This window comes from Aquincola tertiaricarbonis (assembly GCF_023573145.1).
In the GTDB taxonomy this organism is placed as follows: domain Bacteria; phylum Pseudomonadota; class Gammaproteobacteria; order Burkholderiales; family Burkholderiaceae_C; genus Aquincola; species Aquincola tertiaricarbonis_B.
On record NZ_CP097635.1, the window covers coordinates 2,638,695 to 2,658,639 of the forward strand.

At 69.3% G+C, this 19,945-nt stretch carries 28 protein-coding genes; 12 read left to right on the forward strand and 16 right to left on the reverse strand.

The window, feature by feature from the left end:
• Window positions 1-33 precede the first annotated feature (33 nt).
• From MW290_RS12065 to MW290_RS12110, 10 genes are all read right to left on the reverse strand, one after another.
• The gene (locus MW290_RS12065; protein ID WP_250194894.1) at window positions 34-441 is read right to left on the reverse strand and encodes a hypothetical protein; all 408 of its coding nucleotides are present in this window, start codon (window positions 439-441) and stop codon (window positions 34-36) included.
• A gap of 36 nt (window positions 442-477) precedes the next feature.
• A complete protein-coding gene (locus MW290_RS12070) occupies window positions 478-1,536 on the reverse strand; it encodes a phage protease (protein WP_250194895.1) in 1,059 nt (352 codons plus the stop codon).
• Between the two features lie 88 nt (window positions 1,537-1,624).
• Window positions 1,625-2,113, reverse strand: a complete 489-nt coding sequence (locus MW290_RS12075; RefSeq protein WP_250194896.1) for a phage virion morphogenesis protein — start codon at window positions 2,111-2,113, stop codon at window positions 1,625-1,627.
• Window positions 2,110-3,387, reverse strand: a complete 1,278-nt coding sequence (locus MW290_RS12080) for a phage minor head protein (RefSeq protein WP_250194897.1) — start codon at window positions 3,385-3,387, stop codon at window positions 2,110-2,112. The genes MW290_RS12075 and MW290_RS12080 overlap by 4 nt, the downstream gene beginning before the upstream one ends.
• Before the next feature lie 3 nt (window positions 3,388-3,390).
• Window positions 3,391-4,998 carry a DUF935 domain-containing protein gene (locus MW290_RS12085; RefSeq protein ID WP_250194898.1) on the reverse strand — a complete coding sequence of 536 codons (1,608 nt, stop codon included), beginning with the start codon at window positions 4,996-4,998 and terminating at the stop codon, window positions 3,391-3,393.
• A gap of 151 nt (window positions 4,999-5,149) precedes the next feature.
• Complete coding sequence (locus MW290_RS12090; RefSeq protein ID WP_250194899.1) at window positions 5,150-6,826, reverse strand: hypothetical protein; 1,677 nt, start codon at window positions 6,824-6,826, stop codon at window positions 5,150-5,152.
• Window positions 6,807-7,403: a DUF3486 family protein gene (locus MW290_RS12095; protein WP_250194900.1), complete on the reverse strand. Its 597-nt coding sequence runs from the start codon at window positions 7,401-7,403 to the stop codon at window positions 6,807-6,809. The genes MW290_RS12090 and MW290_RS12095 overlap by 20 nt, the downstream gene beginning before the upstream one ends.
• Before the next feature lies 1 nt (window position 7,404).
• Window positions 7,405-7,701, reverse strand: coding sequence for a VpaChn25_0724 family phage protein (locus tag MW290_RS12100; RefSeq protein WP_250194901.1), 297 nt, complete (start codon window positions 7,699-7,701; stop codon window positions 7,405-7,407).
• A complete protein-coding gene (locus MW290_RS12105; protein WP_250194902.1) occupies window positions 7,698-8,042 on the reverse strand; it encodes a DUF2730 family protein in 345 nt (114 codons plus the stop codon). The genes MW290_RS12100 and MW290_RS12105 overlap by 4 nt, the downstream gene beginning before the upstream one ends.
• A gap of 3 nt (window positions 8,043-8,045) precedes the next feature.
• The gene (locus MW290_RS12110) at window positions 8,046-8,708 is read right to left on the reverse strand and encodes a tyrosine-type recombinase/integrase (protein ID WP_250194903.1); all 663 of its coding nucleotides are present in this window, start codon (window positions 8,706-8,708) and stop codon (window positions 8,046-8,048) included.
• On the opposite strand from MW290_RS12110, the gene MW290_RS12115 reads away from it, so the two are divergent.
• From MW290_RS12115 to MW290_RS12165, 11 genes are read left to right on the forward strand one after another with little or no spacing between them, the layout of a single operon-like run.
• Window positions 8,698-9,126 carry a hypothetical protein gene (locus MW290_RS12115; RefSeq protein ID WP_250194904.1) on the forward strand — a complete coding sequence of 143 codons (429 nt, stop codon included), beginning with the start codon at window positions 8,698-8,700 and terminating at the stop codon, window positions 9,124-9,126. The two genes, MW290_RS12110 and MW290_RS12115, sit on opposite strands and share 11 nt — an antisense overlap.
• Window positions 9,123-9,434 carry an IclR family transcriptional regulator gene (locus MW290_RS12120; RefSeq protein ID WP_250194905.1) on the forward strand — a complete coding sequence of 104 codons (312 nt, stop codon included), beginning with the start codon at window positions 9,123-9,125 and terminating at the stop codon, window positions 9,432-9,434. Before MW290_RS12115 ends, MW290_RS12120 begins: the two co-directional genes overlap by 4 nt.
• A gap of 5 nt (window positions 9,435-9,439) precedes the next feature.
• On the forward strand, window positions 9,440-10,366 hold the full coding sequence (locus tag MW290_RS12125) for a hypothetical protein (protein ID WP_250194906.1): 927 nt from the start codon (window positions 9,440-9,442) through the stop codon (window positions 10,364-10,366).
• A 28-nt stretch (window positions 10,367-10,394) separates the two neighbouring features.
• Window positions 10,395-10,880, forward strand: coding sequence for a hypothetical protein (locus MW290_RS12130; protein WP_250194907.1), 486 nt, complete (start codon window positions 10,395-10,397; stop codon window positions 10,878-10,880).
• A complete protein-coding gene (locus MW290_RS12135) occupies window positions 10,877-11,536 on the forward strand; it encodes a hypothetical protein (RefSeq protein WP_250194908.1) in 660 nt (219 codons plus the stop codon). Before MW290_RS12130 ends, MW290_RS12135 begins: the two co-directional genes overlap by 4 nt.
• On the forward strand, window positions 11,533-12,138 hold the full coding sequence (locus tag MW290_RS12140; RefSeq protein WP_250194909.1) for an HI_1489 N-terminal domain-containing protein: 606 nt from the start codon (window positions 11,533-11,535) through the stop codon (window positions 12,136-12,138). The genes MW290_RS12135 and MW290_RS12140 overlap by 4 nt, the downstream gene beginning before the upstream one ends.
• Complete coding sequence (locus MW290_RS12145) at window positions 12,122-12,454, forward strand: HTH domain-containing protein (RefSeq protein ID WP_250194910.1); 333 nt, start codon at window positions 12,122-12,124, stop codon at window positions 12,452-12,454. The genes MW290_RS12140 and MW290_RS12145 overlap by 17 nt, the downstream gene beginning before the upstream one ends.
• The gene (locus tag MW290_RS12150) at window positions 12,451-12,705 is read left to right on the forward strand and encodes a hypothetical protein (protein WP_250194911.1); all 255 of its coding nucleotides are present in this window, start codon (window positions 12,451-12,453) and stop codon (window positions 12,703-12,705) included. Before MW290_RS12145 ends, MW290_RS12150 begins: the two co-directional genes overlap by 4 nt.
• The gene (locus tag MW290_RS12155; RefSeq protein ID WP_250194912.1) at window positions 12,702-13,481 is read left to right on the forward strand and encodes a DUF3164 family protein; all 780 of its coding nucleotides are present in this window, start codon (window positions 12,702-12,704) and stop codon (window positions 13,479-13,481) included. Before MW290_RS12150 ends, MW290_RS12155 begins: the two co-directional genes overlap by 4 nt.
• On the forward strand, window positions 13,471-13,881 hold the full coding sequence (locus MW290_RS12160) for a Mor transcription activator family protein (RefSeq protein ID WP_250194913.1): 411 nt from the start codon (window positions 13,471-13,473) through the stop codon (window positions 13,879-13,881). The genes MW290_RS12155 and MW290_RS12160 overlap by 11 nt, the downstream gene beginning before the upstream one ends.
• 2 nt (window positions 13,882-13,883) lie before the next feature.
• Window positions 13,884-14,255, forward strand: a complete 372-nt coding sequence (locus MW290_RS12165) for a hypothetical protein (protein WP_250194914.1) — start codon at window positions 13,884-13,886, stop codon at window positions 14,253-14,255.
• A gap of 146 nt (window positions 14,256-14,401) precedes the next feature.
• Here the strand turns inward: MW290_RS12165 and MW290_RS12170 are convergent, their stop codons facing one another.
• Window positions 14,402-14,617: a hypothetical protein gene (locus MW290_RS12170; protein ID WP_250194915.1), complete on the reverse strand. Its 216-nt coding sequence runs from the start codon at window positions 14,615-14,617 to the stop codon at window positions 14,402-14,404.
• Here MW290_RS12170 and MW290_RS12175 point away from each other — a divergent pair.
• Window positions 14,598-15,203, forward strand: coding sequence for a tetratricopeptide repeat protein (locus MW290_RS12175; protein WP_250194916.1), 606 nt, complete (start codon window positions 14,598-14,600; stop codon window positions 15,201-15,203). The genes MW290_RS12170 and MW290_RS12175 overlap by 20 nt on opposite strands.
• Window positions 15,204-15,212: 9 nt before the next feature.
• On the opposite strand, the gene MW290_RS12180 is transcribed toward MW290_RS12175, so the two are convergent.
• The 5 genes from MW290_RS12180 to lptF are packed head-to-tail and all read right to left on the reverse strand — an operon-like array spanning window position 15,213 to window position 19,921.
• Window positions 15,213-16,385 carry a pyridoxal phosphate-dependent aminotransferase gene (locus tag MW290_RS12180; protein ID WP_310740080.1) on the reverse strand — a complete coding sequence of 391 codons (1,173 nt, stop codon included), beginning with the start codon at window positions 16,383-16,385 and terminating at the stop codon, window positions 15,213-15,215.
• Between the two features lie 2 nt (window positions 16,386-16,387).
• The gene (locus tag MW290_RS12185) at window positions 16,388-17,338 is read right to left on the reverse strand and encodes a CysB family HTH-type transcriptional regulator (protein ID WP_250194918.1); all 951 of its coding nucleotides are present in this window, start codon (window positions 17,336-17,338) and stop codon (window positions 16,388-16,390) included.
• Window positions 17,335-17,724, reverse strand: a complete 390-nt coding sequence (locus MW290_RS12190; RefSeq protein ID WP_250194919.1) for a sirohydrochlorin chelatase — start codon at window positions 17,722-17,724, stop codon at window positions 17,335-17,337. Before MW290_RS12190 ends, MW290_RS12185 begins: the two co-directional genes overlap by 4 nt.
• Window positions 17,721-18,824: an LPS export ABC transporter permease LptG gene (gene lptG / locus MW290_RS12195; protein WP_250194920.1), complete on the reverse strand. Its 1,104-nt coding sequence runs from the start codon at window positions 18,822-18,824 to the stop codon at window positions 17,721-17,723. Before lptG ends, MW290_RS12190 begins: the two co-directional genes overlap by 4 nt.
• Window positions 18,821-19,921, reverse strand: a complete 1,101-nt coding sequence (gene lptF, locus MW290_RS12200) for an LPS export ABC transporter permease LptF (RefSeq protein ID WP_250194921.1) — start codon at window positions 19,919-19,921, stop codon at window positions 18,821-18,823. Before lptF ends, lptG begins: the two co-directional genes overlap by 4 nt.
• Between the last annotated feature and the right edge of the window lie 24 nt (window positions 19,922-19,945).

Genomic DNA, 19,945 nt, shown 5'->3' on the forward strand with positions numbered 1-19,945 from the left:
TCCGGTGATTGCGTTGGTGCTGGGCGGCCAGCGTCAGAAGTCGACCCAGACGCCGGCGGCGTCCACGTCGCGCACGGTGCCGGCCGCACTGCGGGTGTTGGCGCCGTTGGTCTTGGCGACGGTCTGGTCGTCGACGATGAAGCAGGTGCTGCCGATGTCGGCCAGCGTGATCTGGTCGGTCGAGGCCGAGTTCGCGAAGCGGAAGCAGCCGCGCTCGACTTCCACACGCACCGCGCCGTTGGCGCCGGCCGTGTTGTCGGCACGTCGCATGGCCACGCCCACCGCCTTGAGGTTCAGCGCGGTCGAGCCCTTGACGGCCAGGCCGGCGGCGTTGACGCAGGCGATGGCGCCGGCATAGATGAGGGCACCCGCGGCCATCGGCAGCGAGAAGTCGCGGGGCACCCGCTTCGGGGTGGCGCGGTCAGCGGTGAGGGCCGGCATGGTGGGCTCCTGGAGTGGTGGTGTTGGCGGCTGCGCTCAGGCGCTGGCCTTGAGCTGCTTGGCGTAGGCCTCGGGGTCGAGGCCCAGCTGCTTGGCGATGGCGGCCTGCGTGGCGCTGAGCGCGGCCGTGCCGCCACCGCCGGCTGCGGCGCCCGTGGGGTCGCCTTGCGTCTGGCCACCCAGGCCGGGCACCGGCACCAGGCCGGACAGCGCGGCGGTGAGCGCCGCTTCGTCCTTGCGGCCGATGGCGATGAAGGCATCGCGGCTGGCCGGCGTGAGCTTGCCGGCCTTGATGGCGTCGTCGACGGTGGCCGTGATTCGGCCGTCGGCCAGCTGTGCGCTCAGCGCGTTGACCTGGTTCTGCATCGCGACCAGGGCCGCGGTGTCGTGGGCCTTGCCCAGGCTCTGCACGGCGCTCAGTGCAGCGGCTTCGGTGGCACCGGCCTGCAGGCCCAGTGCGGTGGCCAGCGCGGTGGGCACCGGCGGCGGCGCGTCGGCCTTGGTCTTGAGCGCAGCGACCGCGGCGACGGCGTCGGCCTCGGCGGTGGTGTTGGGCAGGCCGAGGGCGGCGCAAAGGGCGAGAAGCAGAGACATGGTGTGCTCCGGTGGGGTGAGTCGGGTGTTGAGTGCTGCGACGACCTGGTCCATGCCGGTCAGCGCGGGGTAGTTGGTGATGGCAGCCAGCGAGACGCCCGCCACCGTGCCGTCCTCGGCATAGGCGATCACGGGGCTCATGTAGCGGTACTCATCGGCCGCGATCGCGGCCTTGGCGCGCGGGGTCCAATCGACGGCGCCGAACAGGCCCTCGCCATCGCGCCACACGGCGGAGTTGATCCAGCCTGCGGCGGGCGCCGGCAGGCCGTTGGTGGCGGCGTGCAGGGTCTGGTGCTCGTAGTCGATGACCACCGGCGTGCGGGCCGCGATGGCGGACAGCTCCGCGGCGATCTTGCGGCCCTGCTCATCGCTGAGCTTCCAGGTGCGACCCGGGCCGGGTCGGCCGTCGCGGGCGGCGAATTCACCCGCGGGCAGCAGCTGCGCCAGGCCGCTGGCGTTCAGCGGCAGGGTGGCGGCGAGCAAGGCGGTGAGAAGGCGCATGGCCGCACTGTGGCGGCGGCCCCCTCAAAGCTCTATCTGAACGGGTTCAATGAATGAAGCACGCGCCTCACGCGCGCGAGGCAGGCCATCATCCCAGCAGGTCGCCCACCCAGGCCTCGAGCTCGTCGAGCATGTCTTGCCTGTCCTGCGCGCCCAGCGTACCCGCAATCGGGTCATCGAAGATCATCGGCCGCCGCGGCATGCGCTGCGTGCCGAGCTCGTGCAGCGTGGCCAGGTCCCAGCGGCCGACGCGCTGGTTGAAGCCGATCTCCACCGCCTCGGTGCCCAGCACGTTGTAGTCGAGCGATCGCAGCATCTGGCCCGTGCGCTGCAGCAAGCTGCCGCGGGCCTTTCCCTTGTCCTCTTTGGCGTAGCGCGCCGCGGTGGAACGTGCCAAGGGCAGCCAGGGCATGCCGTCGGGCCCGCGCTTGGTCTGGAAGCGCAGCGCGATGTTGCCCTTGAGCAGCTGGCCGATGCTGTGCAATGGCTGCTGCGGCTGCGATAGGCCACTCAACACCGAGGCGATGCGCAGCTGCAGCTCGGCATCGTCCAGGTCGATGACAAAGCGGTCGGTCATGGCTGGACCTGCGAGTCGCTGCGCACGTGCACCCGCACGCCGCTGCGCATGGCCTGCAGCAGCGCCTGCTCTTCGGCCTCGCTGCGCGCTGCTTTCACCATCCAGCCATCCGCACCTTCCTCGAACACCACGGCCAGGCGCTGCCCATCGTCAAGCACGTATCGGCTGATGTACCGGCGGCGCAGGCGTTGCGCCTGGTCGTTGATGCGCATGGGCGTGCCCGACCAGATCTCGTCGGGCATGCGGATGGTCTCGGCGATCGCGGGCCACAGCTCGGGCTGCACCTGACTGCCCACCAACATTTCGGCGTCGATGACCAACGTCTCGCCCACGGCGTCCAGAAACTCTACCGGCCGACCAGGCTGCGCTCCGAAGGCCGCAAGGAAACGGCCTTGCGCCTGCGCGGCCGGCGTCGCCGCAGGCAGCAGCACCTGCGCTGCATCCATGCGCCGAGGAAACGGCAGCGCGGGCGACGGGGCCAGCGAGGGCGTGCGATCGAAGGGATCGGCGAGCAGAGGCGCAGGGACGGCGCCGCGCAGAGGGCGCTTGCCAGGGTTGTAGCCAAACCCAGGATCGATGCCGACAGGAACCCTCTCACGACGCCCATTGCGATCCTCCCAGTCGACGTATTGCACCGGTGGTGCCTCGGTCTTGATCTCGACGCCGGCACCCTGCAGGCGGTCGACCTGGCGCTGGCTCAGCTGCACGGTGCGGCAGCGGCAGCGCCAGCCGTTCTTGGGGTGGTGCGTGTCCCACCACGGGTGGTCCACCGGCAGCACCGTGCCGTTCCACGCCGCGTGCAGCGGCCTCACGGCCTCGTCGCCCATCGTCACGTACTGGAGGTAAGGGAAACGTTCTTTCGTGGCCTGGGCCCGCTGCCACTGCCCGGCCTCATAGGCCTGGCCCAGGTTGACGTCGTAGATCAGCCGCAGGCGCGCATCGTTGAAGCGGGTCATGCGCACCTCGCCGGTGGCCGGATCGGTTACCTCCATCTCGCCCCAGAAGCCCTTGGCGACCAGCTTGCCGCGGATGGCATCGACCGTCTCGTTCATGCGCCGGCCCTGCTGCAGCGACTGGCCCAGCTCGTCGACGAAGAGCTGCAGCACGTCGCGCCGCAGCACGCCAGCGACTGCCATGCCGCGGGCATGCTCCTGCTGCCACACGTCGCTCCAGCGAAAGCTGGGCAGCAGCAGGTTGCGCTGATCGAACTCGGCGATCGCGGCGCGCGGCTCGACCGCGCCCAGGCGCAGACCGACCGGTACGGGCGTGGGCATGGCCTACAGGTCCAGGTCGGCAGCGCCGGCCAGGCGGGTGCTGAACGACGTGCGCGCCAGGTGCTCGGCCAGCGGGCCGCCGTCCATGCGCTCGATGAGCTGCGGCAGCCGCGCCATCAGCGAGGTCAGCGACTCGCCCGCGTCGGCCGCGCGCTGCAGCTCGGCCAGCAGCGGCTCCACGATCGGGCCCATCAGCGGGCGCCACTGCTGCGCCGACTCGGCGACCAGGTCATCCAGTGCCGAGGCCTGGCCGGCCTGGCCGGTGAGCGCGGCGCGCCGCGGCGGTGCCGGTGGTGCCGGCGATGCAGCAGCTGCCGGCGGCGCCGCCTGCGGGTTGGCGGCGGGCGCCGCGGCGGTGGCCAGCACGTCTTCGCCGTCCTCGGGCTCGGGGATCTGCACTTTCTCTTGCGCCCAGCGCCGCGGCACCTTGAAACCCACCTGCACGAGCTTCGGCAGCGCTTCGGCGTAGGTGGCCAGGTCCTCGGGCTCGGTGGTCTCAATCACGAACGCCGGCAGGCGGCGCGGGTCGGCGCCCGCGATGTTGAGCAGCGCCAGCGGATGCACCAGCTGGCGCGTGAGCGTGGCCGCGCATTGCCGCGCATCGCTGTTGCGGATGCCCAGGCGCACGTCGTTGTGGACGGTGCCCAGGGCCTGCGTGCCGTGCTTGCCCTCACCCGAGGTCAGCGTCTGGCCCAGGATCACCTTGCTCTGGATGGCCTCCATGCGGTCTTGCATGGAGTCGAACGGGCCTTCGCTGCCTTCCGACGCCTTCTGGAACTCCACCACCATGCCCTGCGGAATGATGCCGGCGGCGTTGTGGCCAATCTGCGTGACCGCCCGCAGCAGGGTCATCTTCTCCTTGTCGCTGGCGCCCGCCGGGTACTTGCCGATGCGCACCGGCAGGCCGTAGATCTCCAGCAGCTCGGCCAGGTCTCGCACGGCAAAGTTTTTGAAGAGGTAGGGCCACGCGAGCACCCGCACCAGGCCCATGCGCGGGATCAACCCGTTCTTGGCGCGGTGCAGGTGGCTGATCCAGCTCAGCGGCTGCAGCGGGTCGCCCAGGCCGTCGGGCCGGCGCAGCAGCAGCGTGTTGCGCGTCTCGCGATCGACCGTGAACCAGCTGTGCGGCCTCGGGTTGAGGCTGGGCAGCATCACCGGCTTGCTGCCGTCCGACTGGCTGGACCAGCGCAGCTCGACGTTGGCGAAGCCGCGCAGCACCGCGCTCATCATGAAGCGCACCAGGTCGTCAAAGTCGGGGATGCTGCCGATCCACTCGCGCAGCTGCGCGGTCATCTTCTTCTCGGCGGCCGACGCACCTGGTGGCTCGGTCAGCGACCAGCCCAGCTGCTCGACCGCGCCGGCCCGCTTGTCCAGCTCAGCGAAAAGATGGCCGTCACGCTCCTCCATGTCCTCGCAGAGATCGAGCTGGCGCTCCATGTCGCCCTCTTCGGCCGCGACCATGAGGCTGTGCAGCCGATCGGGCGTGAGGCCACGCGACGGATGCTGGGCATAGAGGCGGTTGAGCCAGGCCAGGCGCGCGGTGTCGTCTTCGGTCTGCGAATGGTCAATCGCGGCCAGGTCGTAGGGCTGGCCGTTGGCATCCAGGATCATGGCCGGGGGCCTCCAAAAATTGAGCGCGCTGGGAGCGCGTGACCGGCCGTTTGGCTGCCGATGTGCCAGCCACTCCGGCTGCGCGGCGCCTGAGGCCGTTTTGAACGTTTCTGAACGCTTTGGCGCATAGGGGATCCAGTCGCTTTGGCGGCTAGTACGCGCCTTTGCCGCCCAAACCGCCGCCGACCAGGTCGTCGTCAGCATCGGCCCGCATGGCCATGCGCTGGCCCGCCACGTCGCCCGAGCCTTCGTGCCGGCTGCCCTTGCCGCCGGCGCTGCGCCAGTCGATTTCGCCGGCCTCGCGCTGGAAGGCGTAGACCATCAGCGCATAGCCGATAGCGGCGTCACCGTGGCGCCGCTTCTTCTGGCCACCCTCGGCCGCGGCCGCACGCGCCGCAGCGCTCATGGTGTTGACCTGCGGCACCATCGGCACGCCCTTGATCACCTCGATCGCGCGCAGATCGTCCTGCGTGGCCTCATCGCGCGGCAGGTCGGTCAGCGTGCCATCCTGCAGCCCGGCCTTGAGCTTGGGCATGTGCATGGCATACCAGGCCTGCGTGAACTTCACCTGCTCGACCATCTCGGTGCCGTAGCGCTGGGCCAGACGCTCGGCGCTGGAGGCGCCGTTGCCGCCGGCATCGGCCGCGCCGCCGCGGAACCGGGGAAGCGCATCGACCACCGCCGCGAAGATGCGGTCTTGGCTGCTGAAGGGGCAGTTGCGCAGCTCCAGCTGCAGCCGCGGCCGGACGACCAGCTCTTCATCCTGCTCGCCGACAGGCATCACAGTCAGGTCGGCGGTGCGCGCGAAGTCGAGGCCGAAGGCATGCTTGCGCAGCGGGTTCAGGCGCGCAAGCACCGGCTGCAGCACCTCGCGGATCCAGCCGTCGATCGCGGCATCTCGGGCGCCCTCGGCCATATAGGCGAAAGCGTCCGGCCATTCGCCCCGCACGATGGTGCAGCGCGGGTCATCGGCCGGGACCGTCATGCGCTCGGCCAGCAGCGCCAGGCTCAGGTACTTGCCGCCGCTCTTGGCCGGGATGGCGTCCAGCTCCTCTTCGGAGTCGGAGCCGTAGAACCCATAGGCGTCTTTGACCCACTGGTCTTCGGCCTCTTGCGTCCACGGCTTGCCGCGGCGCAGGCACACGCGGCGGAACAGGCCATCGGCCACGGCACGCGCGAAGGGGATGTGGTGCACGCTGCCCGGCCGCTTGCCGGCCTTGATCTCTTCGATCAGCAGGTTGAACGGGTTCTCGACGCCGTTATGCGAGCTGATGATCTTGACCCTGTTGCCCCACAGCAGCATGGCCAGCGCGGCCTTGAGCAGGCCGGCCAGGTCGGGCGCAAACGCGGCTTCGTCCAGCACGATGTTGCCTTGCTTGCCGCGCAGGTTGGTCGGCCTGGACGACAGCGCAACGATGCGCCGGCCCGACTTCGGGAAGTTGACCTCGAAGGTCTTGATGAAGCGCTTGGCGGGGTCGCTGACATCGGACCCATCGTCGAACACGCCGTCTTCGATCTCCCCCGCCACCGCATCGAACGCCCGCGCCCACAGGGCCACCGCCTCGATGTACTCACGCGCCATGTCCTGGGCGGCCGAGATGTAGAACGTGTTGCAGCTGTCCACGTCGGCGATCGCGTCCAGCACGTCGTCGGCCGCCTCGGCCCAGGTGAGACCGACGCGGCGGCTCTTGCTGGCCACCTTCAGCGGCGCGCGGTCGGCGATCCACTCCTGCTGGTAGCCCAGCAGCACGGCGGGCACGCCGTCGATGGCCTCACCCGCTGCGACCGCCAGTGCATTGAGCGGCGAATCAGGTGCGAGCTGCGCCATCGGTCGGGCCCGATCGTTTGGTGATGCCGAGGATCTGCTCGCGGATGGCGCGGATGGTGTCCGGGCTGGCGCCGCCCTGCTTGGCGATCTTGGCCACCGAGTCGGCCGCGGCCTTGGCCTTGGCCTCGACCTCGTGGCGCCACTTGGTCTGATTGACCCGGGCCCGGCTCATCTCCGCCGCGGTCTTGCCCACGCCCCGCAGCAGCTTGATGCGATCGACCGGGTCCATCTCATTGTCGGCAACTTCGCGCACCTGCAGGAGCAGCTCGAATACCTCGCTCTGCACGATGGCCATCACGGCCTCGCTGCGCGAGTCGCTGTCGTCGCGGCTGGCGTCGGCGATCAACTTCGTGGCCTCGGTTGTTGCGCGGATGGCCTCCTGCGCGCGGCGCACGCGCTGGCTCTCCGCACCCACCGCGCTCTTGCCGATGGTGATGGCGACGCCGCCTTCCTTGCAGAGCGCATTGAGCTCTTCGGTCAGCGCGACGATGTCGCCATAGCCGCGCTCGACGATGGCCTTGTGCAGCCAGCTGCGGATGTCATCGGGCAGCTGGGCGATCTTGCCCACGGGCGGCATGTCAGAGCCCCGGCTGCGGCTTGGCGACGCCGGGCACCACGGCACGGCCGGTGGCCACGTCCAGGCCGCGGCTGGTGAGCGTGGCCACCGTGATGCCGCCGCTCTGCACCGTGGTCACCAGGCCCTGCTCGGCCAGCCACGCCAGATCCTGCTCGATGCGATCGCTGCTGACGACATGGCCCACCGCATCCGCATACCGACGCAGCAGGATGCCGTTGGTGCGGTACTGCGCGGCGTTCTCCAGCGCTTTGAGGAGCACAAGGCGGCGGTCAGCGGTTTCGAATTCGGCGAAGCTCACGGTGCGGCCTTGTTGTTGAGCAAATAGTCTTCGATGCGATTGAGCTGCCGGCGCACTGCGCTGAGCCCTTCGCTCAATCCTTCGGTGCGCTCGTCGACCTGGCGCACCGATCCCTCCAGACGCGCCAAGTCTTCTTTGGTGGGCGTGTGGTGCAGCGTGGTCTCGATCGCGCTGATGCGTGCCTTGATGGTCTGCAGCTCACCGCCGTGGTCGGTGCGCACCCGCTCGACGGCGGCGCCGGCGTCGACACCTGGCTTGCGCAGCCAGACGACGGCCGTGAGGATCAGCATGTAGAGCCACTGAACGGCGCTGAGCCAGAAGGAGGGGCTGAAGTCGGGCATCGGTCAGATCTCGGCTGGGACTTGTGCAGACGCGGCCACGCGCTGCCATTCGCCGGCCGACAGGCCGCGGTCGTTGAGGTAGAGGTCGGTCATCTCGTGGTGCATGTGGCCCAGCAAGCGCTGCGGGTCTTTTCCCTCGGCCTTGTAGAGGCGGGCCGACAGCGACCGCACCTCGTGCAGGCTGGGCCACTGGTACCGGCCATAGGCTGACTCGCCCTCGACCGCGACGATGGTCTCGTGGAAGCGCACCGAAAGAGACGACTCCTCGATCGGCCCGCCACCGATCTTGCGCAGCAGCGTGGGACCAGGCCGCGCGCTGCTGCGGCAGTGCTCGACCACATCGGCCAGCGTCAAGCCGATGGCCTCCAGGCGCAGCGCCAGAGGGATCTCGATGCGGGCCCCGATGGGCTTGCCGGCCTTCTTGGCCTGCTCGACGCGCAGGTACTGGTGGCCATCCTCGGCGGTCACGATGTCGTCGAACTTCATTTTGGCCAGGTCGCTGCGCCTCTGGCCAGTGATCAAGGCCAGGAGCAGCATCGACTCCACCCAGCGCTGCGGGCCGGACTGCGACAACATGCGCATGGCCTGCCAGGTCTCGAACTTGAGGCGCGACCGGATGACGCGGTGGGCAGGTGGGCGCACGTGCGCCGCGGGGTTGCTGTCCATCCAGCCGTTGTTGACGGCTTCGGCGCACGCATCGCGCAGCTCTGCCAGCACTCGGCGAGCCGTCGACGTATGGCCGGGCCCGAAGGTGCGCAGCGCCGTAGCGATCTCGTGGGGGCGCAGCTCGGCCGCGGCCGACCATCAACACGCTGACAGGCTGCTGTACTGCATCCTGCCTTTCACGATCGGCATTGAGCGCGGCCCTCTGCCACGGGCGGTGTTCGTGATGAGCGAGCCGGAGCTGATCGACGGCGCCATCGGCGAGCCCGATACCGGTGACGCACGGCTGCTGGAGATCGGCCGCAAAGCCGGCACCTGCACTCCCGTCTATGCCGATCCCGGCCGCACCTTGCTGCTGCTGCCACCGCCCCTGCTGCAGCGGATGCAGGCCGCCCAGCACCGCGCGAGGGCCCTGTCATGACCAGCCCCGACTACACCAACGCCGCGCAGCAGCGGATCCTCAAGCTCGTGCTGGTGCTGTTCCGCGACGTGGTCAACGGCATGTCACCGGCCGTGCTCGCCCGCGAGCTCGACGTGTCGCCCTCGGCCGTCACCAAGGACCTGGCCAACCTTCGCACCGCCGGCCTGGCCGAGCGCGACGAGGCCACCGGCCACTGGCGTCTGACGCCGCGCCTGCCGCAGCAGGCCATCAAGGTCTGGACGGCCATCGACCAGGCCGAGCAGCGCCTGCAGCAAGCCAAGTCCCGTTTCAACCGCTCACCTGACTGACCCCTATGGCACGCCCACAGAAGACGCCGGCCCTGCCGGCACACACCGAGCTCGACGAAGCGCGCATCGACGGCGCCGTCGTCGCGATGCGCCAGGACGCCACGGCCGGCGCGATGCAGCATGACCGCGCTGTATTCGACCTCGGCCAGAAGGTCGGGGCTATCCAGATGGCCCGGCTGCAGCAGTCATTTTCTGCCGCGGCAGAAGTCCGTCTGTTCGATGAACTTCGTGAATCCAATAAATTCAAGGAGTTAGCGCTGCCCCGTGCCGATGGAACTTCTGCCGCGGCAGAAAGCTTTCAGGAGTTTTGCAGCGTCGTTTTCGGCCTCGGCTACAAGGCAATGAACGAGCGCAAGCTCGATTTGCTGGCTCTGGGCGAGCAGGCCTATGAGACCGCCACCCGCCTTGGCCTTAACCGCCGCCAGCTCCGCATGGTGCGTGCCCTGCCTGACGCGGAACGCGAGGCGGTCACAGCTGCGATGGCGTCGGGCACCAAGGCCGAAGTCGTGGCCGTAATCGAAGACCTGGCTGCCAAGTTGTCGGAGCAACAGGCTGAGAACGCGGAGCTGAAGGCTGACGCTGAAGCACAGGCTCAAGTGCGGGCGGATCTGCATCAGAAGCTCGACAAGGAACGCGCGAAGCTCAAACGCATCTCCAAGCTGCCCCCTGACCAACAGCTCGCTGAGCTCCATAAGGAAGCCGGCCTGGCTGGCTTCGAGGCCCACGCTGTGATCATGGGCACGCTGCGGCCAGCACTGCAGGCTCTGGCCGACCTGGAGGAGGCGCACGGCAGTCAGAGCGTTGTCATGGCTGGCCTGGTCGGCCACGTGCAGGCTGCGCTGACCGGCCTGCGCGAGCAGTTCAACCTGCCCGACGTGAGCAACGCCGCCGACCTGAAGCTGGCCGCTGAAGTGGCCGAGTGGGCGAAGTGAGCACGCGGCCATGCCACGTAGCCCTGCCATGACCCAGCGACTGGTGGAGATCGCCGCTGCAGCTGCTGCTGCAGGCCACGGCGGCAAGCAAGCCATCTACGCGGCCGCATGCGCTGAACTGGGCATCAGCCAGGCCACGTTGCTGCGCGGCTTGGCCGAGGTGGCCGTGCGTGGCCAGCGCAAGCAGCGCAGCGACGCGGGTGACGTGGCGCTGACCTTCGACGAGGCCAAGCTCATCAGCGCGATGCTTATGGAGAGCCTGCGCAAGAACAACAAGCGCTTGCTGTCCATCGACCAGGCCGTGACGGTGCTGCGTGCAAACGACGTGATCCGCGCGGAGCGCACGGACCCTGCCACGGGTGAGATCGTGCCGCTGTCCACCAGCGCCATCGCGCACGGCCTGCGTACCCACAAGCTGCATCCCGACCAGCTGCTGGCACCGGCCCCGGCGGTGGAGCTGATGAGCCTGCACCCCAATCACGTTTGGCAGATCGATGCGTCGCTGGCGCCATGAGCCAGTCGCAGAGCAAGCTGGCGCGCATCCTGGCGGTGTTCGCGGCTGCGGATGATGAGCAGCTGACGCTCAACCGTCAGGAGCTGGCGCTCAAGCTCAATCTCACGCCGGCCGAGGCCAAGGCCGCCGTCAACTACGGCGTGAGCAAGCGCTGCCTGGTGGTGGCCAGCAAGCCGGATGGCGAGGCGCTGAGCCGGTACCGCATTACGCAGGCCGGCCGTGAGGCGATCGAGCGCGAGCAGCGAGCAGCACCGCCGCCAGTCGATGTGCACAGCCGCAGCATCTTGACCGTCGTCGCGCGTCAGCACGTGCCCAACAGCGTGTGGGACGTGCAACGCATGGACCATCTGCCCAATGCAGGCACGGGCGAAGACGAGCCACCTGCAGCGCCGCCTGCAGCCGCGCCAGCACCTGCCTGGAAGGCCGCCACGCCGCCGATCGCGCCAGCCCCTGCGGCGCCCCCGGCCAAGCCTGCGGCCGCGCCAGAGCAGCACTGCTGGTGTGCCCTCGACACCAAGGGCAACATGATCATCTGCACCAAGACGGCCAGCATCCTCCTGCTGCGCAGCGAGGCCCGCGAGCTGCTGGCCTACATCGACAGCCTGCGCGGCGATGAGCTGGCCGAGGCCATCCTGGGGGATCTGGGATGCGAGTGAGCTGCCCCGCATGCCATGCCGAGTACTCGCTGGAGGTGCTGCTGCAGCACGAGGCAGCGCGCGCGGCGATGGCACGCCTGGCCCGCATCAGCCTGCCATTCGGCGCGCTGCTGCTGCAGTACATCGGCCTGTTCCGGCCCGCCAAGCGGCGCCTCTCGATCGACCGAATGGTGGTCCTCATCGACGAGGTGCTGCCCGACATCGAGCGTGGCGCGATCAACCGCAAGGGCCGCGACTGGCCGGCCGAGCGCGACGCGTGGCAGGCCGCGGTCGAAAAGGTGCTCGCTGCGCGGGATGCCGGCCGCCTGCGGCTGCCGCTGAGCACGCATGCCTACCTGTACGAAGTGCTGCTCGACCAAGCCGACAAGCAAGAGGCCTCGGCCGAGCGCGAAGAAGAGGCCAGCCGCCGCAACAAGCCCGGCGTCGCGGCTGAGCCGATGCCGCTGTCCGACGTCGCCCAGCGCGCCGTGGTGATGGCCAGCACCGCACCGCCGCCGCCGGCGGGCCCCAGCCTCTACGCGCGAAAGCTGCGCGCAGAGATCGATGCCCGGCTCGGCCGGGCGCAACCCACGGAAGGAGGAAGCGATGGCACTCAAGCATGAGGTCCTGAATGCCCTGGCGAAGCACAAGGGCGCGGGCCGCGGCATCAAGGCTCGCGACCTGGCCAAGCAGCTGGGCGTGAGCACGCGGCAGCTGCGGCGAGAAATCACCAGCCTGCGCTACGGCGAGGGCCGGCCCATCTGCGGAAAGCCCAGCACCGGCTATTTCCTGGCCGAGACAGCCGCCGAGCTGGAGGCGACCGACGCGTTCTTGCACCGCCGCGTGATCAGCACGCTGCAGATCATGGCCCGCATGCGCAACTGCAGCATGCCGGCGCTGTTGGGCCAGCTGAACCTGGTGGAGACCGTCGACAAATGAAGGCCCACCGCAACACCTGCGCGGTATGCAGCCGGCCCATCGGCATCGCCTACCTCATGTGCGCCACGCACTGGCACCTGGTGCCGCGCGACCTGGCCACGAGCGTGTACCGCACCTACGGCGCGATGGCCCGCAAGGGCGCCACCCCGCAAGAGCAGCTGCAGCGCATCGCCGCCTACCGCGCTGCACGCGACGCCGCCGTCGCGCACGTCAAGGCGCAAATCGATCAACCCCAAGGAGCCCGGCCGTGAGCCAGCAAACGACAACCGAGACGCCGGTGCCCGCCGGCTACATGCAGGACGCCAAGGGGCGCCTGGTGCCCGCCAACATGGTCAAGCCCATCGACAAGCTGCGCGACCAGCTCGTCGTCGCGCTGGTCAAGCAGGCCACCGACCTCAGCGCGATCCTGGCCAGCTTCAAGCGCGTGGCCTTCGCCGACATCGACGCCTTCGTGCAGACCTCGGCCGAGCAGTACGACGTCAAGCTGCGCGGCAACAAGGGCAACCTGACCCTCTACAGCTACGACGGTCGATACAAGGTGGTCCGCCAGGTGGCCGACGTGCTCACCTACGACGAGCGAATGCAGGCCGCCAAGCAGCTGCTGGACGACTACATCACCGAGCGTGTCACCGAGGGCGCCGTCGAGGATGACCACTACCGCGACGTCATGTGGGCCGTGTGCACCGTGCGCAGCAGCGCCGAGCTCGACCACACCGGGCGGGCGCGCTTCCTCGCCCACCTGCAGGCCTGCCTGCGGGCCCAGAAGCCGGCCGCTGGAGCGCATGCACGCACACCCGCGGCCCGACCCATCACCGGCCCGCTTTCAGGCCCTCAGCGGCTGATGTGGAGCCTCTGGCAGCAGCTGGCCGATGCCGGCCTGGTCAAGCACCGCGGCATGTCGTCGCTGATGCGCTATGCCGAGCGGCAGACCAGCGTCGCGCGGCTCGAGTGGCTCAACAGCGCGCAGGAGGAGCTGGTCATCGAGTCGCTCAAGCTGTGGCTCAAGCGAGGGGGCGATGGCTCGTAACGGCAAGCGCATCGGCCGCGGCCCGCGCGACACGGTCAGCGAGTTCGTGGACCACGTCAGCGGCATCGTCACGCGCGAGCTCCAGACCGCCGGCCTGGCCGAGAGCCAAGCGCGCGACCTGGCCACGACGATCGTCCACCAGATCTGCAGCCGCTACGCCAAACAAACGCTGTACATCCCGGGGCTGCTGGACATGCGGCTGACCGAGCGCGACCTGGAGATGTGGGATGCCTACTGCCGGCCGGGCCCGACCGGCAGCCGGCCGTGCTCCCACGAGCGGCTGCTGGAGATCGCGGCAGAGCGCGGGCTGTCGGATCGGCACCTGTACAGCATCTTCAAGTTGGCGCGGCAGCGGGAGCTGGCGGCGCGGCAAGGCACTCTGCCGGGGCTGGAGGCCTAGACATGCGGAACATCAGCTTCGCCCTGACGACCAACCAGGTGCTGGAGGGCAGCAAGACCGTGAAACGGCGTCTCGGCTGGCTGCATCTGAAGGTTGGTGACCAGCTGCGCCCCGTGCGCAAGTGCATGGGCCTGCGCCCAGGCGAAAGGCTGGACGTGCTGCGCGACCCGATCACCGTCGTGTCGATTCGCCGCGAGCCGCTGCGCGCGATGCTCGACGACACCGAGTACGGCCTCCAGGAGTGTGCGCTTGAGGGTTTCGGGATGCACCCGGACTACCGCTGGCCCAGCGGCTTCGTCGCAATGTTCTGCGCCACGCACCGCGGGTGCACCGTTGACACCATCGTCACCCGCATTGAGTTCGCCTACAGTTGAGCCGTCCCGCCTGCTAGTAACGGCGCTGCGACGCGGTGTTTCTCAATAAGAAACTTGCTTTCCGGTCGGCCCTTGAACTTCCGCCTTCTTCCGAGTTCTTCCGGCCAAAATTTCTCAACCCCTTGGATGGAATAGCTCAGAGGGGATCAGCCGTCGGTCAGCGCTTCAGCCTCACGCCCCGGCAGCCTGCCGCCCCCCGCCAGTGCCGCCAGCGCGCCGCCCAGCGTGCCACCTCCAGCCACCGAGCCGCCGGTGGCTGAGGTGGCCGGGGTGGGTGGCCTGCCGCGTCCGCCCGCCTTGCCTTTGGCCGAGCGGCCCGAGTTCGTGTCCAGCACGCGGCCGGTGCCGCAGCTCTTTTCCATCCCCGACACACCGGCGCCGCTGCTCAGCGCCGATGCGTTGATCGACCTGGAGCAGCAGGCCGACTTCTTCATCGCGCTGGGGCAGGACGATGCGGCGGTGGAGCGGCTGGTGGCCGAGCTGCGCACCGTCGATGGCCACAGCCCGATGCCCTGGCTCAAGCTGCTGCAGATCCACCGCCGCCGGGGCGACCGCGCCGCCTACCAGCGTGCGCTGGACCGTTTCCGGCAGCGCTTCGGACCGCATGGCGCCGATTGGGAGCATGCCGACGACCCGCAGCGCAGCCTGGACGACTACCCCGAGGCGGTGGCCCGGCTGCAGGCCCTGTGGCCGACACCGCAGGACGTGATGGCGCTGCTGGAGCGCCTGGTGGGCGGCTGCGAGCCGACCCTGGTGCTGTCGCTGCCCGCCAGCCAGGACGCGCTGCTGCTGTACCAGCTGGCCCGCAGCTACGTGCCGGGCGCCGAGCCGGCGCCCACGCCCGACGTGGACCTGCTGCTGCCGATGGATCCGTCCGGCAGCCACGGCCGGCCGGTGCGGGCCGCTGCGGTGGACCTGGACTTGTCGAGCGGGCTCACGCCGCTGTAGCCGATCCGCTCAGAGTTGGGCCAGCCGCTCCAGGGCCCGCTCCAGCGTTTCGTCCTTCTTGGCGAAGCAGAAGCGCACGATGCGCTGCTCGAAGCCGCCCGCGTAGAAGGGCGACAGCGGGATCGCGGCCACCCACAGCTCGGTGGTCAGGCGGCGGCAGAAGTCGGCTTCGCTCACGCTGTCGTCGATGGCCGAGTAGTCCACGCACTGGAAGTAGCTGCCCTCGCTGGGCAGCAGCTTGAAGCGGGTGTTCGCCTGCAGCCCGGCGCGGAACAGGTCGCGCTTGCGCTGGTAGAACGCGGGCAGGTCCAGGTAGGGCGACGCATCGGCCATGTAGCGGGCCAGCGCATGCTGCACCGGTGTGTTCACCGTGAACACGTTGAACTGGTGCACCTTGCGGAACTCGGCCATCAAGGCCGCCGGCGCGGCCACGAAGCCCACCTTCCAGCCGGTGACGTGGTAGGTCTTGCCGAAGCTCGACACCAGGAAGGCGCGCTCGGCCAGCTCGGGGATGCTGGCCGCGCTGACGTGCGGCCGGCCGTCGTACACCATGTGCTCGTACACCTCGTCGCTGATCAGCAGCACCTGGGTGGGCCGCAGCAGGGCGGCCAGCTGCTGCATCTCCTCGGCCGTCCACACGGTGGCGCTGGGGTTGTGCGGCGAGTTGACGATGATGGCCCGGGTGCGTGGCGTGATGGCCGCGGCGATGAGGCCGAAGTCGGGGCGGAAGCTGCCGGGCGTCAGCGGCACGCGCACGATGGTGCCGCCGGCCAGCTCGATGTTGGGGCCGTAGCTGTCGTAGCAGGGCTCCAGCACGATGACCTCGTCGCCCGGATGCACGCAGCACAGGATGGCGGTGAGGATGGCCTGCGTGGCGCCGGCCGTCACCGTCACTTCGGTGCCGGGGTCGTAGCGGTGGTGGTACAGCGTTTCCAGCTTGGCCGAGATGGCCTCGCGCAGCACCGGCACGCCGGGCATCGGCGGATACTGGTTCAGGCCCTGCTGCATGGCCTGCGTCACCGCGTCCACCAGCTTCGGGTCGCAGTCGAAGTCGGGGAAGCCCTGGCCCAGGTTCACCGCACCATGCTCCTGTGCCAGCGCCGACATGACGGTGAAGATGGTGGTGCCCACGCTGGGCAGGCGGCTGGGCACGGTGAAGGCGGTGGAAGCGTTGCTCATCATGGTCACAGTTGGTAGTCGTCGGCGTCCTGCTCGCTGCCCATGGCGCGGCTGATCAGGCTGCGGCTGAGGCGGTCGCTCAGCAGCTCGGCGAACGAGTAGACGAAGTTGCGCAGGTAGGCGCCGCGCTTGAAGGCCACGTGCGAGATGTTCTGGCCGAACAGGTAGCCCAGCGGCCGCGTCACCAGATCGCCGCCGGGCGGGTCGTCGCGCACCGCCATCTCGGCCACGATGCCCACGCCCAGGCCCAGACGCACATAGGTCTTGAGCACGTCGGAGTCGATGGCTTCCAGCACGAAGTTGGGCGTCAGCCGGCGCTGGGCGAAGGCGGCGTCGATGCGGCGGCGGCCGGTGAAGGCGGCCTGGTAGCTCACCAGCGGCTCGGCGGCCAGCTGCTCCAGCGTGGGCCGTTCCACCGCGGCCAGCGGGTGGCTGCTGGGCAGCACCAGCACGTGCTGCCACTCGTAGCAGGGCAGGGTCACCAGGCCGTCGATCTCGTGGATCGATTCGGTGGCCATGCCGATGTCGGCGCTTTCGTCCAGCAGCATGCGGGCCACCTCGTTGGGCGTGCCCTGGTGCATGCTGACGTTCACCTTCGGAAAGCGCTTGCGCAGCGCGGCCACCGGCTCGGGCAGCATGTAGCGGGCCTGGGTGTGGGTGGCGGCGATGGAGAGGGTGCCGGCGTCCTGCAGGCTGAACTCCTCGCCGATGCGCTTCAGGTTGCCCACCTCGCGCATGATGATGTCGATGGACTTGAGCACCTGCAGCCCCGGCTCGGTGATGCGCTTGAGCCGCTTGCCGTGGCGGGTGAACACGTCCACGCCCAGCTCTTCCTCCAGCTCCAGGATGGCCTTGCTGACGCCGGGCTGCGAGGTGTGCAGGGCCTTGGCGGTCTCGGTCAGGTTGAGGCCGCGCCGCGCCGCTTCCTGCACGAAGCGGAACTGGTGCAGGTTCATGGCAGCTTGGCCGCCGCCGCGGCCATCGCGTCGATCACGTCGGGCATCTCGCCGATGGCGGCATGCAGCGTGAATCGCACGCCGGCATGCTCGGCCTGCAGCCGTTCCATCAGCGCCGGCAGGTCCTTGCGCACGTGGCCGCCCGCGCCCAGGAACAGCGGCAGCACGTCGATCTGGCGGCAGCCGCCGGCCACCAGCTCGGCGGCGGCCTGTGGCAGCTCGGGCTGCATGAATTCGAGGAAGGCCAGGCGCACGGCCAGCCCCGGGCGCTGGGCCCGCACGCGGGCGGCCACGGCCTCGAAGGGTTCGGCCCAGCGCGGGTCGCGCGCCCCATGGGCAAACAGCAGCAGGCCCTGGGCCGGCGCGTCGGGTTGCGGAGTGCTCATCGGTACCTCACAAGCCAGGCAAAGGCCGCCAGCGACAGCAGCAGGTACAGCAGGCTGGGCGTGGCGGCCACTACCCAGGGCGTCCAGTTGCGCAGCAGCCCCAGGTGGCTGGCCACGTTGTTCAGCAGCACGAAGCTGATGCCCAGCAGGATGCCGCCGAACACCTTGAGCGCCACGCCGCCGCTGCGGGCATGCATGTAGGCGAAGGGCAGGGCCAGGCCCATCATCACCAGGCAGGCGAAGGGGTACAGCGCCTTCTTCCAGAAGAGGATGGCGTGGCGCTGGGCGGCCTGTTCCTGGTCGCTCAGGTGCATGCTGTAGCGCCACAGCTCGATGGTGGACATGGTGCTGACCGGCAGCACCGCCGCGGCCACCACGTCGCCGGTCAGGGTGGTGGGCCAGGCCAGGCTCGCATGCCGCTCGTCAGTGATGCGGGCATTGGCGACTTCGGCCGGCCAGTGGGTCACCAGCGCATCGTCCAGCTGCCACTGGCCGTCGCTCACGCGGCCGCTGGCGGCGCTCACGCGGGTGAGCAGCCGGCCGTCGCTGTCGAACTCGAAGATGCGGATGCCTTGCAGCACGCCGTCGGCGGTGGTGCGCTGCACGTTCACCGAGACGTTGCGCTCGCCCTGCGGCGTGCTGCGCCGGTCCTTCAGCCAGGCGCCGGCACGGCCCAGCTCGCGGCCGCCCTGGCTGCGGGCCTGCACCTCCACCGCCTGCCGTTCCGACGCCGGCGCCACGTAGTCGCCCACCACGAAGGTGACCACCGCGAAGGCCGCGCCCAGCCCGGCCAGCAGGCCCAGCGCACGCACGGGGCCCAGGCCGCCGGTGCGCAGGATGGTGAACTCGGACGACTGCGCCAGCCGCGACATCGCGTAGATGGCGCCGATGAGTACTGCGATCGGGAACAGCTCGTAGAAGTGGCCCGGCATGTCGAGCAGGCCCGACAACAGGGCCGAGGCCATCGTGTAGCCCGGCCGGCCCACCTTGTCGAGCTCGTCGACGAAGTCGATGAAGAAGAACAGCGACAGGAAGGCTGCCGCCACGAAGATCACCGCGCCCGAGATGTCGCGGTAGAGCAGCCGGCGCACGGTTCTCATGCGGCGGCTCCGGTGCGGCGCGGCGAGAACAGCCGCAGCGTGGTGCCATGGTCGCGCCACCACAGCAGCGCCACCCCCACGGCGAACATGGTGCCGTGCAGCGTGAGCAGCGAGCCCCCCAGCGACAGCCGGCCGGCGGCGATCCAGGCCTGCGAGACGTTGATCAGGTTGTAATACACGATGAAGCCCAGCAGCGCGAACAGCAGGTTCCAGTTGCTGGCCCGCCGCGGATTGGCCGCCGACAGGCCGATGCCCAGCAGCAGCAGGTTGCCCGCGCCCAGCAGCAGGCCGAAGCGCCAGCCCAGCTCGGCCTGGTTCTTCAGCGTGGGCGCGTTCATCAGGTCGACGGTGCGCATGGCCTTGGGCGGCTGCTCCTCGGCACGCTGCACCGAGCGCTCGTCGGCCAGCACGCGGTAGATTTCGAAGCGCGACAGCGTGCGGTTGCCGGTGACCAGGTCGGTCTCGTGGCGCTGGCCGCTTTCCAGCACCAGCCAGCGGCCGTCCTCATGCGTTTCGAGCCGGCCGCTGCGGGCGGAGATCACCGCCTCCTTCTTGCCGTCGTTGGTCAGCACAAAGACGTTGCGGGCGTTGGGCGTGTTCTGGTTTTCGCGCTCGACGAAGAACACACGGCTGCCGTCGCGCGAGGTCTGGAACACACCGGGCGTGACGCGTGAAAGGTCGGAGCGCTGCTGGTAGCGCTCGCGCAGCTCGGTGGAGTTGCGGTTGCCCCACGGCCAGACGAACAGCACCAGCGCCCCCACCACCACCAGCACCGGCCAGCAGGTGCGCAGCACCGGCTTGACGAAACGCGACAGGCTGATGCCGGAGGCATTCCAGATCGCCATCTCGCTGTCGCGGTAGATGCGCCCCAGCGTCACAACGATGGCGACGAAGAGCGACAGCGCCAGCATGGTGGGCAGGTGCACCAGCGAGGTGTAGCCCAGCAGCAGCACCACGTCCTGCGGCGCGATCACGCCGCCGGCTGCCTGTCCGATGGTGCGGATGAGCATGATCGTGAGCACGATGGTGAGGATCACCACCAGCGTGGCGCCAAAGGACCGGGAGAGCTCTTTTCGCAGCGTCGTATCGAATAACATCGTGCGTTCTTCAAACCTGCGTGC